The organism is uncultured Agrobacterium sp. (assembly GCF_913777885.1).
Taxonomy (GTDB): Bacteria; Pseudomonadota; Alphaproteobacteria; order Rhizobiales; family Rhizobiaceae; genus Agrobacterium.
The window spans coordinates 383,140-399,475 of sequence record NZ_CAJYTV010000003.1; the positions used below are offsets into that span (position 1 = coordinate 383,140).

Consider the following 16,336-nt stretch of genomic DNA (forward strand, 5'->3'; position numbering starts at 1 on the left):
CTTGTCTTTTTCGCTCATTGTTTTACGACACAAATCACACTATGTCCGATAGGTACTGAATTATGTTGGAGACCGTCCGTATGAACGAAGAAGAAGACGACAAGAGCAAGGAACTGCCGATCGGTAAGGAAACGGAAGCGAATCTTTTCAAGTCGCGTTCGATCTTCATTTATGGCGGGATTACCCAGGAACTGGCGCAGAAGGTCTGCACGCAGCTTGTCGCCCTTGCTGCTGCAAGCGATGACGACATCCGCGTCTACGTCAATTCGCCAGGCGGCCACGTCGAGTCCGGCGACAGCATCCACGACATGATCAAGTTCATCAAGCCGAAGGTCTATATCATCGGCACGGGCTGGGTCGCATCTGCTGGTGCGCTGATCTACGTATCGGTGCCGAAGGAACGTCGTCTTTGCCTGCCCAACACCCGCTTCCTTCTGCACCAACCCTCCGGTGGCACGCGCGGCATGGCTTCCGATATCGAAATCCAGGCTCGCGAAATCATCAAGATGAACCAGCGCCTAATCAAGATCTTCTCCAAGGCCACTGGCCAGACGGAAGAAAAGATCGCCAAGGACATCGATCGCGACTACTGGCTCGGCGCAGACGATGCCGTCTCCTATGGTCTCGTCGGCAAGATCGTCGAGCACCAGTCGGAAGTCTGACGGACTTCGCGACGTATCGATGTAAATGAAAGCCCGTGCCGGTGAAAGCTGGCGCGGGCTTTTGCTTTGTGGTCAAGCGAGAATGCCGGAAGGTACTCGGAATGCCTGCAACGGCCTTGCACGACTCTGCGTTTTTTGGTCAGCCTCTGAGCGAAATATTATGCGGGTAGGCCATGTTCAAAGATTTCTCCCTTCAAGCCTTGTTCATGGGCTGCCTCACGGCTTTCGTCGGCTTTGCCAGCTCCTTCGCCGTGGTGCTGCAGGGCTTGAAGGCTGTCGGCGCAACGGATTTCGAGGCGGCATCGGGGCTGATGGCGCTGTCCGTCTCCATGGGGCTTTGCGCCATCGTGTTGTCGGTTGCGACGAGACTGCCGGTCAGCATTGCATGGTCTACGCCGGGTGCTGCACTTCTGGCGACGACGGGTGTCATCGAAGGCGGCTTTCCGGCAGCGGTGGGTGCTTTCATCATCTGTGCCGCGTTCATCATCATTGCAGGCTTGTTCAAGCCGCTCGGTCGGGCAGTGGCCTCCATTCCGGCACCGCTTGCCAATGCCATGCTCTCCGGCGTCATCATTGGTCTCTGCTTTGCGCCGATCAAGGCCATCGGCTTCAATCCCGCACTCGGTCTGCCGATCATTCTGGCTTGGATCGTCGTCGGCGCGTTCAAGCGCCTTTTTGCCGTGCCAGCAGCGCTTGTCGCGTTCGTGCTGGTGATGATCTTTGGTGTGGACATTCCCGCCGGGGCTTTCGATGCGCTGGCGCAATCGCTTACACCGCCGATGGAATGGGTGACGCCGAGTTTCAGCCTGCATGCCGTGGTTTCCATCGCCCTGCCGCTTTTCATCGTCACCATGGCGTCTCAGAATATTCCCGGCATCGCGGTGTTAAAGGTCAACCATTACGATCCGCAGCCCGGACCACTCTTTGCCACGACAGGCTTCTTCTCAATTCTTTCGGCACCCTTTGGTGGCCATGCGGTGAACCTTGCGGCGATCACCGCTGCGATGTGTGCGGGCGAGGATGCCCATCCCGATCCCAGGCGCCGCTACTGGGCGGCAATCATTGGCGGTGTCGGCTACATCATCCTTGGCCTGCTGGCCGGTGTCGTCACCGCTTTCGTTGCGCTGGCGCCGCCCATTCTTATCCAGGCGGTGGCGGGGCTTGCACTCGTCGGTGCCTTTTCGGGTTCGGCGGTTGCAGCCTTCAAGGAGCCGGAAACACGCGAAGCGGCAGCGATTACATTTCTCGTAACAGCGTCCGGGCTTTCCTTCGCGGGGATTTCCGGCGCTTTCTGGGGACTGCTTGGAGGAGGGTTGATGATGGCGCTTCAGCGGGCGGTGGTCGCTATAAGAGCGCGTTCTCTAAAATGACGGGTGACGGCAGAAGATTACTTGTCAGATCAAAAACCGCTGTTTATAGAAAATGCATGACCAATTGCACCGAGACCTTTTCCGGCATGAGCGCGCAGATTTCTGCGAATGCTTCGCCGTGCGGTGCACTCTCGCTTCTTAGCCTCGACCTTACACGCGGTTGCCGGGTCCAGTGAGGAGCGCCCGGCGGCCGAAAGCCCGCTGGTGCCAATGCTCCTCAACTCGAAATCTCATTTCATTCTGGATTTAAGGCCCGACCAAGGGCACGGCGTCTGCCAGTGGCTTATCAGCCCGCGGATGCTTGAAGGAGCAAAACGATGGACGCGAAGACAAACACCATTTCCAAGGGCATGCCTGAAGCCGGCGTCAAATATCGCCCCTATCCCACCATCAACATTCCCGATCGCACATGGCCAAGCAAAACCATCGAGAAAGCGCCGATCTGGTGTTCGGTGGATTTGCGTGACGGCAACCAGTCGCTGGTCAATCCGATGGGTCATGACCGTAAGGCACGCATGTTCAAGCTGCTGTTGGACATGGGCTTCAAGGAAATCGAGATCGGCTTCCCGTCCGCCTCGCAGACGGATTTCGACTTCGCCCGCTGGTGCGTGGAAGAGGGCAATGTACCCGATGACGTGTCGCTGCAGGTCCTGGTGCAGTGCCGCCCGGAACTGATCACCCGCACCTTCGAGGCGCTGGAAGGCGCCAAGAACCCGATCATCCATTTCTACAACTCCACCAGCGAATTGCAGCGCCGCGTGGTATTTGGCAAGGACGTCCATGGCATCAAGCAGATCGCCGTCGATGCGGCGAAGATGATTACCGACATGGCGGCGAAGGCCGGCGGCGGTTACCGCTTCGAATATTCGCCTGAAAGCTTCACCGGCACAGAACTGGAAGTGGCGCTGGAGATCTGCAACGCGGTGATCGACGTCGTGAAGCCGACGGCCGACAACAAGCTGATCCTGAACCTGCCCTCCACCGTGGAAATGGCAACGCCCAACATCTATGCCGACCAGATCGAGTGGATGTGCCGCAACATCGACAACCGCGAAAACGTCATCATTTCGCTGCATCCGCATAACGACCGCGGCACGGGTATCGCGGCCACCGAACTCGGCCTGATGGCCGGTGCCGACCGCGTGGAAGGCACGCTGTTCGGCAATGGCGAGCGCACAGGCAATGTGGACGTGGTGACACTGGCTCTGAACATGTATACCCAAGGTGTGGACCCGGAACTGGATTGCACCGATATCGAGCGCATCAAGGCCGTCTACGAATATTCTAACGAAATGACGATCCCTGAGCGGCACCCTTATGTCGGCGAGCTGGTCTACACCGCCTTCTCCGGCTCGCATCAGGATGCGATCAACAAGGGCATGAAGGCGATCAAGGTTGCCAATCACCCGGTCTGGGAAGTGCCCTATCTGCCGATCGACCCGAAGGATGTCGGACGTTCCTACGAGGCGATCATCCGTATCAACTCGCAGTCCGGCAAAGGCGGCATCGCCTATATCCTGCAGGAGGATTACGGCCTCAACCTGCCGCGCAATCTGCAGGTGGAATTCCGCGAGGACATTCAGCGCATCACCGATGAGGAAGGCGTGGAACTGCCAGCCAAGCGCATCTATGAACGCTTCATGGAGCGCTATGTGACGCAGTCCAATGCACGCCTGAAATTCGTCGATCACCACACCTATCCGGCAGGCGATTTCAAGGGCGTGCGCGTCGTGGCCGCCGAAATCATGGACAAGGGCGAGGTGAAGCGGATCGAGGGCAAGGGAACGGGTCCGATCGATGGCTTCATCAACGCGCTGTCCACCTATCTCGGCATTGATCTGTCGGTGAACGACTATTCCGAACACTCGCTGCAGCACGGCTCCAACGCATCGGCCATCGCCTATGTGGAAATGGAGCACCCGGGCGGCAAGCTCTTCGGCGCGGGTATTAACACCAACATCGTGGGTGCTTCGCTGGAGGCAATCGTGTCTGCCGCCAACCGCGTGTTGGAAGAGCGGGCGAAGTAAGGCTGGTACTTCGCCTCACTCTGTAACAAGGAAAAGCCGGAGGAAGCCTACTCCTCCGGTGCCTGCTCCACCGGGTTGCCGAAGCCCAGGGGGCGGCCATTATGGTAGAAGACGCGAATGTCTTCCAGCTCGATGCCGGTTGATTTCTCGTTGAGGCTGAAACGTTCGCAGGTCACGTCCCATGTTCCGGGGCCGCCGGAGATATTGAAGAGGTTATAGCCGGCGCGCGGCTTTTCTGCTCCTGGTCCCTGGCTTGCGGATGCAATGCCGACGACGGGGATGTGGTCCTGACCCCTATGGGTGCTTAGCCAGTAAACGGTGTTGAGGTGGGTGTGGCCGTGCAGTACGAGTTCTGCGCCGCCGGTGCCGAGTGCTGCGGCAAAGCGGCGAATGCCGATCATGCGTTTATGGGTCGCGGCAGCACCACGCACCGGCGGGTGGTGGATCATCACCACGCGAAATAGCCCCTGTTCACCGGCCTTTTTCAGCAGATCCGCCGTGGCGCGTGCCTGGCGACGGCCGAAATAGCCCGTCGCGGAAAAGGGTGGTGTGGCGATGGAGGTAGAGCAGCCGATGAGCGCCACAGGGCCGCGAACCCGCATATAGGGGAAAATCTTCAGGTCCTCGTTCCAGCTATCCGCATCGCCATCGCCGCGCACATAAGGATACCAAGCGGCCATGGCCTTGTCGTGCGCGCCGGGAACATAGGCGTCGTGGTTGCCGGGTACGACCGAGACTTTCAGCGGATCGCCCACTTCCTCCAGCCAGTCGGCGGCGGCGCGGATTTCGATGCCGGTGGCGAGATTGACGAGGTCGCCAGTAATTGCGACGTGATCGGGCGCCTTGGTTTCCATATCGTCCACCAAACGCTCCAGCGTATCGGTGAAAAGATGCTTGCGGCGGTTGAGCCGCCAGTTCACAAAGCCGGTGATGCGCTTGGAGGCCAGTTCGCGGAAAGTGAGCTTGGGCAATGGCCCGAGATGAACGTCAGAAATATGGGCGAGCTTGAACATGGGGTCAGACATATCGTATCCGTGTTGAGGCGTGCAATGCGAAACCTCGGTATTTCAAGGGGATAAGCGCTTCAATCGGGCAAGTTGACGGAGAGTTGAACTTTGAGTGAGAACCGCAAGCTCAGTGAAGGGTTCCGGCAGCTGTTTCGGAATATCGCCAAAAGGATCGTGCACGGGTTCTTTTTTATGCGCCGCGGCATGACCCTTGGGGTGCGCGCCGCCTGTTTCGATGATCAGGGACGCATCTTCCTCGTGCGGCATACCTACGTCTCCGGCTGGCACATGCCGGGCGGCGGTGTCGAGCGAGGGGAAACCGGATTGCAGGCGCTGCACAAGGAAATCCGGGAAGAGGGCAATCTGGTTGCCGTGTCTGTGCCGGAACTTGTCCATGTCTATTTCAACAATCGCACCAGCGACCGTGACCATGTGCTGTTCTATCGCCTCACTGTCAGGCAGACCGCTGTGAAGGCGGCGGATCGTGAGATTGCCGAGAGCGGGTTCTTCCAGCTCGACGCGCTGCCCAATGAGACCACATCTGCCACGCGTCGTCGCCTTGCGGACCTGTCCGGTCACGCTCCGCCTGACGATTACTGGTAGCGTCCCGCCAAGCGCGCGCGATCATGGGCTTTTTCAAGCTCCAGTTCAGGTCCGACCGGAACGATGCCGGTCGGGTTGATCGTCTTGTGGCTGCGGTAATAGTGCTCCTTGATGTGACGCATATCCACCGTCTCCGGCACGCCGGGCGTCTGGAACAGGTCTCGCAGATAGCCCGTCAGGTTCGGGTAATCGTGAATGCGGCGGATATTGCACTTGAAGTGACCGACATAAACAGGATCGAAACGCACCAGTGTGGTGAACAGCCGCCAATCGGCTTCGGTCTGTTCCGGGCCCAAAAGGAAGCGTTGGTTTGAAAGCTGCTCCTCAAGCATGTCCAGCGTCTCGAATACCTTGATGGCACTTTCTTGATAGGCGTCCTGCGTGGTGGCGAAGCCCGCCTTGTAGACGCCGTTATTGACGGTGTCGTAGATGAGGTCGTTGAGCGCATCGATTTCGCCTCGCTTTGCTTCTGGGTAGAAATCGAGTTCCGATCCGGTCAATGCATCGAAGGCGCTGTTGAACATGCGGATAATCTCCGCCGACTCATTGGAGACGATGGTGTTCTGCTGCTTGTCCCAGAGCACCGGTACGGTGACGCGGCCGGAATAGTGCGGATCGGCCTTGGTATAAACCTGCCAGAGAGCCGACGATCCGAAGAGATGATCCTCAGTCGCGCCCGGCACGCGCTCTGCCTCAGGCTTGAATTCCCAGCCATTTTCCAGCATCAGCGGATCGACCACGGAAACCGGGATGTAGTCTTCGAGTTTCTTCAGCTTGCGGAAGATAAGTGTGCGGTGCGCCCAGGGACAGGCAAGCGAGACGTAGAGGTGGTAACGGTCCTTCTCTGCCTTGAAGCCGCCCTGGCCGGAGGGGCCGGGCTCGCCATCGGCAGTGATCCAGTTACGGAACTGCGAGGCGCTGCGTTTGAAGTGCCCCTTGGTTTCCTTTGTGTCGTACCACACATCCTTCCAAACGCCGTCTACCAGCATGCCCATCTGCTATCTCCTTGTTTCGTCACTCACTCTAGGATGGGAAGGCGCTAAAGCGAACCCTCGCATCGATGAACAATGCGTTCTCGCTTCGTGAATGCGGCGGTGCGGCCTTTTGTTCTGGACCCTGCGATAATTTCCTGATATCCGCGATGTTCATATTGCTGAGGAAATTTTGATCTATGACCGAACCACGGACGCTCCGACGACGCTGACGCTCTTCTTGCCCTGTCAGGCAATGTCAGGCGCACCGTCACACATCGTCATGTCCGTATTCAACGTTCCGGTCTCCTCATGTCCAAGCACGAACTTGTCTACCTCACCGAGGACGCGTCGCACGACGCCGTTATCGAACTTATCAATGCAGAAGCTTTTGGTCCTGGCCGGCATACGCGGGCTGCCGCGCGCATCCGCGAGCAGGGGCCGCACGACCGTTCGCTCTCCTTCATCTGCGCCGATGATGGCGAGACCATCGCATCGGTGCGGATGACGCCGGTTCGGGCCGGTGAGGTCAACGGCCATATGCTGGGACCGCTGGCGGTGCGGCCATCGCACAAGAATATGGGGATCGGGCGTGAACTGGTGCGGATTGCGATTGCCGCCGCCAAGCGTAAGGGTTCGGACGCAGTCATCCTGATTGGCGATCCGCCCTATTACATGCCGCTCGGTTTCGAGAAGGTCGCTTATGGCGCGCTCGATTTTCCAGGTCCGGTCGACATGAACCGTGTGCTCGTGGTGCCGCTGGCGGATAACGTTCATCAGCGGCTCAGAGGCGAAATTGGCTGGCAGCCATTCGACGGCAAGACCGAAGAAAAGCAGGAAGAGCTTGTGTTCGAGCTGCCGCTCCGCGCTGTCGGTTGACGCAAAACGCTCTTTGACGCCTTGACACTGCCCGCCTGACCTAAGCAACGTGCGCCGCACATTGAGTTCGGGTCGCAAGGGGGCGATGATGACGTCGATTACGATGAACGATGCGTTGGATCGCGCAGGCGCCGGTGCTTATCAGCGCAGGCTGATGGGTATCTTCGGTCTGGTCTGGGCGGCGGATGCCATGCAGGTGCTGGCGGTAGGTTTTACAGCCGCCTCGATTGCCGCGACCTTCGGGCTGACTGTCCCGCAGGCCTTGCAGACCGGCACCGCCTTCTTCCTCGGCATGTTGCTTGGCGCCATCGGCTTCGGGCGCATGGCGGACCGCTACGGTCGCCGTCGCGTGTTGATCGTGACCGTTGCCTGCGATGCGGTCTTCGGTATTCTCTCGATCTTCGCGCCGGATTTCACCATTCTTCTCGTGCTGCGCTTCCTGACGGGTGCGGCCGTCGGCGGCACGCTGCCGGTGGATTATGCGATGATGGCGGAGTTTCTTCCGGCGAAGAACCGCGGCCGCTGGCTGGTTCTTTTGGAGGGCTTCTGGGCGGTCGGCACGCTGGTCGTGGCCCTTGCCGCATGGCTTGCGAGCCTTTCGGGCGTCGAGGATGCATGGCGCTACATCTTTGCTGTCACCGCCTTTCCCGCGCTGATCGGCATCGGTCTGCGTTTCCTCGTGCCGGAATCGCCGCTTTACCTTTTGAGGACCGGCCGTTCGGAAGAAGCGAAAGTCGTCGTCAACTCCATGCTGAAGACCAATGGTCGCGCGATACTGGATGAGCGGACCGGCATTGCGCAGTCTGAAGCGTCGAAAGGGCAGGGCCTGTTTTCGCCAGCACTTCGCCAGCGCTCCATCATGATCCTGGCCATCTGGTTTCTGGTCTCGGTCTCCTATTACGGTGTCTTCACCTGGATGCCGGCGCGCCTTGCGGGCGAAGGTTTCGGCTTTGTGCGTGGCTATGGATTTCTGGTTCTGGTCGCACTCGCCCAGATCCCCGGCTATGCGCTGGCGGCCTACGGCGTGGAAAAATGGGGCCGCAAGCCCACATTGATCGGCTTCTGCCTGCTGTCTGCTCTCGGCTGCCTGCTCTTCACGCTGACCACCACCGGCGCGATGATCGCCACGTCACTGCTGCTGATGAGCTTTGCGCTTCTCGGCACCTGGGGCGCGCTCTACGCCTATACGCCGGAGCTCTACCCGACGGAATCCCGCGCCACCGGCATGGGTGCTGCAGGCGCCATGGCGCGGCTCGGCGGATTGCTGGCACCTTCGTTGCTTGGCTATGCCATTGCGCAAGGCTTCGGATTTGCCGTCGGCATCTTTGCCGGGCTTCTGGTGCTGGCGGCCATCGCTGCGACCATGATCAATGCGGAGACGCGTGAGGTTAGCCTGTCGTAAAACTCGTGAGCACATCGACCAGCCTGAGCGGGTTGTCTCGCTCAGGCGTAATTCCTCAGACCAGTGATTTCTTCAGATAGGTCATGGCGTAATCCGGCCCGAAATCTGCAATCACGCCAAAAATCTCGTACCCGCATTTCTGATAAAGCGTCAACGCGTCCGGGCTCATCGTGTCGATGTAAGCGCCGGTGCAGCCGCGTTTGCGGGATTCATCCTCGGCCATGCCAAGAAGCTTGGGGCCGAGGCCCTGGCCGCGCAACTCTTGCGGAATGAAGAGGAGGGCGGTGTAGAGCCAACCGCGTGCGGTGTGGCCGGAGAGACCACCGATGACGGCGCCATCATTGTCTTTCAGCGCGATGACCAGATCTTTCCATTCGGCGGGGCCGAAGCGCTGGAGGTTGTAGCCTTTCAGGGCGGCGAGGATGGCGGCCTTGGCGCTGTCGTCTGCGCCATCGGCCAGTTCGATGTCGTAGTGCATCTTATCTGCCTTCGCGCCACCAGAGAGCGGAGAAGGCGAGCAGCAGGGCGCCGAGACCAGCAAAGCCGGCAAACAGCGGCAAGCTGTTGACGCCTTTGAGCACCGTCTCGTCCGTCATGCGGATCAGCATGCGATCATTATCGGCAACGCGAACCTCACCGCGCACGGGGAGAATATCCGGGAGGACGACGCGATTGGCATCATCGACCACGCGGTGGACACTGCCACGGGTCGCATCGGCCAACGGTTTCAGCGTGTCCGTTGTGGAGATCATTGCCTTGAATTCCGGTGCGTCCACAGCGCCGACATGGACAAGCGTGGTAAAGTCGCCATTGGAGACTTCGTAGAGGCCTGTCTCATTCATCCGGCGCTCGATCTTGTAGAGACCCGGATCCGTCTGGGTGAAGTTCATCGTCTCGGTCTTGCCGGATGGGAACTTCACTGTCGCTTCGCCAGGATTGTCGCCGATCGTCTGGCGGGTAATTTCCAGCATGCGGCCATTGGCGCGCGCGGTCAGCGCCTCTTCCTCAAGTTCCGGCTCCTTCATCAGCCAGTGGGCGATGCGGCGATAGAGCGCCACATGCGGACCGCCGCCTTCGAAGCCGCGCGCCCAGAGCCAGCCCTGGTCCGAAAGCAGCATGGCAACGCGGCCTTCACCCTGGCGGTTCAGCACCAGAAGCGGATCTTGGCCGCTACCCAGCATCACCGTCTGGCCCTGCGGCTGTTCGACGCCGACGGTGCGGAACCAGCGGCCCCAATGGGGCGGCTCATCGCCTGAGCCTTCCAGACCGCGCGTCACTGGGTGCTTCTTTCCGGCGTCCGAGAGGCGCGGATAGAAGGCCCCTTGATTCACCTGACCGGTTGGCTGGGCAGGCAGAACCGATTCAAGCGGCGTCAGCGCAATTGAATCCTGACCGGCATGTTCGGGACCGGCAGCAATCAGCAACGCACCGCCCTTTTCAACATATTGGGCGATGTAATCATAATAGAGGATCGGCAGCACGCCGCGATGCTGGTAGCGGTCGAAGATGATCAGGTCGAAATCGTTGATCTTCTCGACGAAGAGCTCACGCGTCGGAAAGGCAATCAGCGACAGCTCGTTTATCGGCGTGCCATCCTGCTTTTCCGGTGGGCGCAGAATGGTGAAATGCACCAGATCGACGGAGGTGTCGGACTTCAACAGGTTGCGCCAGGCACGTTCACCGGCATGCGGTTCGCCGGAAACAAGAAGCACGCGCAGGTTCTGGCGGATGCCTTCGATAACGTGGACGGCGCGGTTATTGGTGGTGGTGACTTCGCCCGGCAGTTCGGCGACGGAGAACTCCATCACATTGTTGCCGCCGCGTGGCACCTTGAAGCTGAAGGGGATCGGACGACCGGGTACAGCCTGAAGGTTGCCGATCTCTTCGCCATTCATCTTGATGGTGACGTTTGCCGTCCCACTTTGCGTGCGGCCTTCGTCGAAGACGCGGAGCGTCAGCTGCTGCTCTTCATTGACGATGCCGAAGCGGGGAGCGCGAACGACCTCGATGCGGCGGTCGAACTCATCGGCGCGACCGGTGATCAAGCCATGGATAGGCGCCTTGAAGCCGAGCGTCTGCTCGATATCCGGGGTTGCGTTGGGGATGTCGTGGATCTGGCCGTCACTGAGGAAAATCGCGCCGCCGACGCGCGAGGGCGAGACATCCGATACGGCGGCCGAGAGGGCAGAAAAAAGATTTGTGGCGGGCGAATCGCTGTTCTCGTCATTGCGAACCTCGACAATGCGCGGCTCGATGCGGGGAAAGCGGGCAAGACGCTCCTTGAGATTGGCGAGCGCCTGGTCGGTTTGCGCGGTGCGCTGCTGCACATCCTGACTTTGCGAGCGGTCGACGATCACAGGCACGATGGTGGAGAGCGGTTCGCGCTCCTCATTGGTGAGCAGCGGATTGGCGATGGCGAGTAGCAGTGCTGCAAGCGCCAGCCCACGCAGCCACGCGCCGCGCACGCCACGCAACAGGCCGGCGATCGCGAGAACGAGTGCGGCGCCGGCCAGAATGGCGATAACGGTCCAGGGCAGGAAGGGGGCGAAGGTGAGCGTCATGCGTTACTGCCCCAGTCTTTGGAGAATATCGGGGACATGCACCTGATCGGCCTTATAGTTTCCGGTCAGCATATACATCATGATATTGACGCCGGACCGGAAGGCATGTTCGCGCTGCATTTCATCGGGCGGAACGGTGGGCAGGACCGGCGCGCCATTGTCGTCTACCGCCCATGCGCCGGCAAAATCGTTGCCGGTGATGATGATCGGGGAAACTCCATCGCCTGAAGAGGAAATGCCCGATGTGGTCTTTGCCGCATCCTGGCGCGATTCAACCCAGAGCGGACTGCCGGTGTAGCGACCGGGGAAATTTTTCAGCAGATAGAAGGAACGGGTGAGGACGTGATCCTGCGGCACGGGCTCCAGTGGCGGGATATCGACATTGGCAAGGACTTCCTGAAGCCGCTGCCCGTTGGCGCTGGTGCCGCTATTCAAAGATGAAAATTGGTCGCGGGTATCGAAAAGCACGGTGCCACCGGCGCGCATGTAGGCGTCGATGCGCGAGATCGCCACTGTGGACGGCATTGGCGCATTGGCGGAAATCGGCCAGTAGATGATCGGGTAGAAGGACAGCTCGTCCTTGGAGATATCAAGGCCGACCGGCGTGCCCGGTTCGAGCGTGGTGCGCCATGTCAGGAACTCGCTGAGCCCCTGCAGGCCCTGTTGCGAGATGCGGTCCACCTCGTCCTCGCCGGTTTTCACATAGGCAAGATGCGTCGTGTCGAGATGGTTGAGGATTTCTTCGTCGCCTGGCTTCGCATCGTTTGCATGTACGGGGTTCGGATGAAGCATGGCGAACACGCCGACTGCGGCAATCAGAATGGCGGCAGTGGCTGAGCGGGAGCGCGAAACACGGGAGAAAGCGCCGTTCATGAAGAGGATGATGAGGCTATCGGCAAAGAGCATGAGGAGAGCCGCGATGAAGAGGGCAGGGCGAAGCGATGTCGCCGCTTCCCCGACAAGGCCTTCGGTCGCAACAGCCGTTCCGGCAAGCGATGTGTCGATCGGGCGAAGCGTGGCGCCGGGGGGCAAAAGGTTGAGGGCGACGAAGCCGGTCTCCGTGCCGTAAAGGCCGGGCGGGTTGTCGAAGCTGGCGCGTGGCGTCTGGCCGGGGCGCGCTTCCAGCGGGCGAGCGGAGCCGATATCGGGCGAGAGCGAGCCGGTCGCGGTCAAAACGCGATAGGGCGGAAGTGCTGCGGCCGGCGCATTCGCAGACGCCGACGAGCCGCCGACCTGCGACTGCTGAACGATCCGGCGCAGCATTTCGACGAAGTGGCCGGAGATCGGCAGGTCCGACCAGCTCGCTTCGGCACTGACATGGAAGAGCACGATGCGACCGGCATCGACCGTGCGTGTGGTGACCAGCGGCGTGCCATCGGCAAGGCTTGCCCAAGTACGCTCGGCAAGATCAGGCGTCGGTTCGGCCAGAACCTGGCGCTTGATGTGAACGCCGTCTGCGCGCGGCATGCCGGCGAAGGGACCGAAATTGGGGAAATCTGCGAGCGGCTGCGGTTCAGCCCAGGACAGAGCGCCGCCGAGAGCGCGTTCGCCCTGGCGCAAGGTCACCGGCACCAGCGGATCTTCAGCGGGTGCTGCGGCAAGGCGTGGACCGGCAAATCGGATCAGCGTGCCGCCCCGCGAAAGCCAGCGTTCCAGCGGCGCATAGGTTTCCTGCGGCAGACGACCGATATCGGCCATGACGATGACGGATGGATTGCTTTGCAGCAGCTCGGGAATAGCGACGGCGAGATCCGGCTGCTGTTGCGGCACAAGATCGACATAGGGCTGCAGGGCGCGGCTGATGTAATAGAGCGGCTGGAGCAACGGCTGGAAATCATTGCCGGTTTCGCCGGCGAGAAGCGCCACGCGGCGGCGGCGGAAACCGTCATCCAGTAGGTGGACCGAACCTGCGGTGGAGAGCCGGTCGATGGAGAGGCGGGCAAAATCGTTGCGCAGTTCGAAGGGTGCGTTGAGCTTGGCGGTGGTTTCGGCGGGGCCGGGGGCAAAGCTTGCGCCGTCGCTTGCCAGAATGCGGCCTTGGGCATCCTGGGCATTGATCGTGTAGTTGGCCGGGCCGTTAGTATTGAGGCGCGACAGCGAAACACTCATGGTTTCGGCGCCATTTTCCGCACCGGTAATGGCTGCCACCTGCTGGCCATCGCCTTCGATCACACGAAATTCGGAGGCTTGCAGGCTGGCAAGGCTGCTGAGTGCCGCACGGTCTTCCGGCGTTGCGACGCCATCGGTGATGAAGGCGAGCGTTCCGGGCGTCGTGCCGTTCATCGCCTCGATCACGGCTTCAGCCGCGCGGACGCGATCCGGCACCAGCGGCTGCGGCTTGGCGGCGGCAAGTTTTTCCAGTGCGGCTGCCGTCGTGCCAGGCTCGGCATCATGTTCGCGGTCTGCGGTGAACATCAGCGAGACCGGGCGCTCGGCCCGCTCGGCATCGCCGATCAGCGCTTCGGCGGTTCTGACCCGGCGGTCCCAATCCGGCGCTGAGGCCCAGCCATTATCGACGACCAGCACCAGCGGGCCGCTTCCGGCGAGCGTGTTGTTGCGCGGATTGATGACGGGATCGGCAAGCGCAAGAATAACGGCGGCGGCCAGCAGCATGCGCAGCAGCGTCAGCCACCACGGGCTTTTCGACGGTGTTTCCTCGCGCTTCAGCACCGTTGCAAGGATGCGCAGCGGCGGAAAGACTTCCGCCTTGGGGCGGGGGGGCGTCAGCCGCAGGAGCCACCAGATGGCGGGCAGCGCCAGCAGGCCGAAGAGTATGTAGGGGCTGGTAAAGACGAAGGGCAGCGCGCTCATGTGCGGCCACCGTTGCGCCCGCCTGCAGGAGAGCCGGAGAGATACATATGCATGGCGACCAATGCTTCAGAGGCCAGATGGTCGGTGCGGTGGAAGACGAAGTTCCAGCCGAGCCTGCGCAGCGACGAGGACAGCGCTTCGCGGCGGGCAAAATATGCCCGGGTGTAATCCTCACGAATGGTTTCGGCGCGCCCCGAGGTCAGTTTCTCGCCGGTCTCCGGATCGGAAAACTCCGTGCGTCCGCTATAGGGGAAGACCTCTTCCGCTGGATCGGCGATTTCCACCACATGACCGCCAAGCCCGCGGCGTGCGAGCGGCGAGAGCCTCTCCATGATGGTCGTCGCGTCATCGAGAAAATCGCCGATCAGCACGATGTCGCTCGCGCCACGGATCATGCTCGTGTCGGGAAGACCAGTGGTGGCCGGTGCGTGCATGATCGCATTGGCCAGCCGTTCGGCGGCGTTGCGGGCAGAGACCGGTTCCATGATGCCAGGACAACCAATGCGCTCGCCGGAACGGGCCAGAATCTCCGCCAGCGCCAGCAGCAGAACCAGCGCGCGGCTTTCCTTCGAGACGGTGCCGAGCGTCGATTTGTACATCATCGAGGGCGAGAGGTCCGCCCAGAGCCAGATCGTATGGGCGGCTTCCCATTCGCGGTCGCGCACATAGGTATGGTCGTCGCGGGCGGAGCGCCGCCAATCGATGCGCGACAGGCTTTCGCCATCAGCATAGGGGCGGAACTGCCAGAAGTTCTCTCCGATGCCGCGCTTGCGGCGACCGTGCCAGCCCGCCGTCACCGTATTGGCGATGCGTCTGGCCTCCACCATGCAATCCGGCACCAGAGCGGCGCGCTGGCGCGCGCGGGCCAGCACGTCGCTGCCCGATGTCTGCTCTACGATCTGGCCGATGGATGCCACATGCGCTCCTGTCTGTTCCTAAAGACCGTCGTCTTTGGTGACGGTTTAGTTCTTCGCCTGCTCGACAAGTCCCGCAATGACGTCTCGCACCGACATACCTTCGGCACGCGCTGCAAAGGTCAGGGCCATACGGTGTTCCAGCACGGGTTCTGCCAGCGCATAAATATCATCGAGCGAGGGCGCCAGACGACCTTCGTAAAGCGCACGTGCACGCGCCGTCAGCATCAGCGACTGACCGGCACGCGGTCCTGGACCCCATGCGACATTCTTGTCGGTCAGCTTGTTTCCCTGACCGGGGCGTGCGGAGCGGACGAGGCTTAGGATCGCATCCACCACCTTGTCGCTGACCGGCATTTGACGGATCAGCGTCTGGATTTCGATCAGCCGCTCGGACTCGATCATCCGGCGCGCTTCGGCAGATGCCGTTCCGGTGGTGTCAAGCAGGATCTGGCGTTCGGCGGCAAGCTCCGGATAATCGACATCCACCTGCAGCAGGAAGCGGTCGAGCTGCGCTTCGGGCAGGGGATAGGTGCCTTCCTGTTCCAGCGGGTTCTGGGTTGCGAGCACATGGAAAGGTTTGGGCAGGTCGTAACGCTGGCCGGCCACGGTGATGTGATATTCCTGCATGGACTGCAGAAGTGCCGATTGGGTGCGGGGGCTTGCGCGGTTGATTTCATCCGCCATCAGCAGCTGGCCGAAGATCGGACCCTTGATGAAGCGGAAGGAGCGGCGACCGCTCTCATCCTGATCCATGACTTCGGAGCCGAGAATATCGGACGGCATCAAATCCGGGGTAAACTGAATGCGGTTGGCATCGAGCCCAAGGACGGTGCCGAGGGTGGTGACGAGCTTGGTTTTGGCCAGACCCGGCACGCCGACAAGCAGCGCATGGCCGCCGGACAGGATGGCAAGGAGCGTGTTCTGCACCACCTTCTCCTGACCGAAGATGACCTTGGAGACTTCCCCGCGAATGGCAGCGATATCGGCCAATGCCTTTTCGGCAGCGGCGACGATCGTCTTCTCGTCGAGGGTTTCGGTGGTGTTCATCACGCCCATATGGCTCTCCTCAAAACCCCGCCGCAGCGGTTCGTAAACGTCAACCTTCCTATTGGAATACAGGAGGGAT

At 60.8% G+C, this 16,336-nt stretch carries 13 protein-coding genes; 6 read left to right on the top strand and 7 right to left on the bottom strand.

Annotated features, from left to right (window positions below):
* Nucleotides 1-80 precede the first annotated feature (80 nt).
* The 3 genes from QZ869_RS02840 to leuA all read left to right on the top strand — a co-directional run bounded on the left by QZ869_RS02840 (nucleotide 81) and on the right by leuA (nucleotide 4,059).
* Nucleotides 81-662 carry an ATP-dependent Clp protease proteolytic subunit gene (locus QZ869_RS02840; RefSeq protein WP_144621303.1) on the top strand — a complete coding sequence of 194 codons (582 nt, stop codon included), beginning with the start codon at nucleotides 81-83 and terminating at the stop codon, nucleotides 660-662.
* 173 nt (nucleotides 663-835) lie between these two features.
* Nucleotides 836-2,032, top strand: a complete 1,197-nt coding sequence (locus QZ869_RS02845) for a benzoate/H(+) symporter BenE family transporter (RefSeq protein ID WP_296040439.1) — start codon at nucleotides 836-838, stop codon at nucleotides 2,030-2,032.
* A gap of 317 nt (nucleotides 2,033-2,349) precedes the next feature.
* Nucleotides 2,350-4,059: a 2-isopropylmalate synthase gene (gene leuA / locus QZ869_RS02850; RefSeq protein ID WP_296040436.1), complete on the top strand. Its 1,710-nt coding sequence runs from the start codon at nucleotides 2,350-2,352 to the stop codon at nucleotides 4,057-4,059.
* 47 nt (nucleotides 4,060-4,106) lie between these two features.
* On the opposite strand, the gene QZ869_RS02855 is transcribed toward leuA, so the two are convergent.
* Nucleotides 4,107-5,072 carry a metallophosphoesterase gene (locus tag QZ869_RS02855; RefSeq protein WP_296102560.1) on the bottom strand — a complete coding sequence of 322 codons (966 nt, stop codon included), beginning with the start codon at nucleotides 5,070-5,072 and terminating at the stop codon, nucleotides 4,107-4,109.
* 186 nt (nucleotides 5,073-5,258) lie between these two features.
* On the opposite strand from QZ869_RS02855, the gene QZ869_RS02860 reads away from it, so the two are divergent.
* Nucleotides 5,259-5,669: an NUDIX domain-containing protein gene (locus QZ869_RS02860; protein ID WP_296102561.1), complete on the top strand. Its 411-nt coding sequence runs from the start codon at nucleotides 5,259-5,261 to the stop codon at nucleotides 5,667-5,669.
* Here the strand turns inward: QZ869_RS02860 and QZ869_RS02865 are convergent.
* Nucleotides 5,660-6,664, bottom strand: a complete 1,005-nt coding sequence (locus QZ869_RS02865; RefSeq protein WP_296102374.1) for a glutathione S-transferase family protein — start codon at nucleotides 6,662-6,664, stop codon at nucleotides 5,660-5,662. The genes QZ869_RS02860 and QZ869_RS02865 overlap by 10 nt on opposite strands.
* A gap of 288 nt (nucleotides 6,665-6,952) precedes the next feature.
* Between QZ869_RS02865 and QZ869_RS02870 the strand changes: the two genes are divergently transcribed.
* Nucleotides 6,953-7,519 carry a GNAT family N-acetyltransferase gene (locus QZ869_RS02870; RefSeq protein WP_296040432.1) on the top strand — a complete coding sequence of 189 codons (567 nt, stop codon included), beginning with the start codon at nucleotides 6,953-6,955 and terminating at the stop codon, nucleotides 7,517-7,519.
* 88 nt (nucleotides 7,520-7,607) lie between these two features.
* Entirely contained in the window at nucleotides 7,608-8,921 is a 1,314-nt protein-coding gene (locus tag QZ869_RS02875; protein WP_296102375.1) for an MFS transporter, read from the top strand.
* 55 nt (nucleotides 8,922-8,976) lie between these two features.
* On the opposite strand, the gene QZ869_RS02880 is transcribed toward QZ869_RS02875, so the two are convergent.
* Genes QZ869_RS02880 through QZ869_RS02900 form a run of 5 tightly spaced genes read right to left on the bottom strand, consistent with a single transcriptional unit; the run spans nucleotide 8,977 to nucleotide 16,266 of the window.
* Entirely contained in the window at nucleotides 8,977-9,399 is a 423-nt protein-coding gene (locus QZ869_RS02880) for an N-acetyltransferase (RefSeq protein WP_296102376.1), read from the bottom strand.
* 1 nt (nucleotide 9,400) lies between these two features.
* Nucleotides 9,401-11,482 (bottom strand): hypothetical protein, encoded by a 2,082-nt coding sequence (locus QZ869_RS02885; RefSeq protein ID WP_296102378.1) that lies wholly within the window; start codon nucleotides 11,480-11,482, stop codon nucleotides 9,401-9,403.
* Nucleotides 11,483-11,485: 3 nt separating this feature from the next.
* On the bottom strand, nucleotides 11,486-14,293 hold the full coding sequence (locus QZ869_RS02890) for a DUF4159 domain-containing protein (RefSeq protein ID WP_296102379.1): 2,808 nt from the start codon (nucleotides 14,291-14,293) through the stop codon (nucleotides 11,486-11,488).
* Nucleotides 14,290-15,210 carry a DUF58 domain-containing protein gene (locus QZ869_RS02895; protein WP_296102381.1) on the bottom strand — a complete coding sequence of 307 codons (921 nt, stop codon included), beginning with the start codon at nucleotides 15,208-15,210 and terminating at the stop codon, nucleotides 14,290-14,292. The genes QZ869_RS02890 and QZ869_RS02895 overlap by 4 nt, the downstream gene beginning before the upstream one ends.
* A gap of 45 nt (nucleotides 15,211-15,255) precedes the next feature.
* Complete coding sequence (locus tag QZ869_RS02900; RefSeq protein ID WP_296014523.1) at nucleotides 15,256-16,266, bottom strand: MoxR family ATPase; 1,011 nt, start codon at nucleotides 16,264-16,266, stop codon at nucleotides 15,256-15,258.
* Between the last annotated feature and the right edge of the window lie 70 nt (nucleotides 16,267-16,336).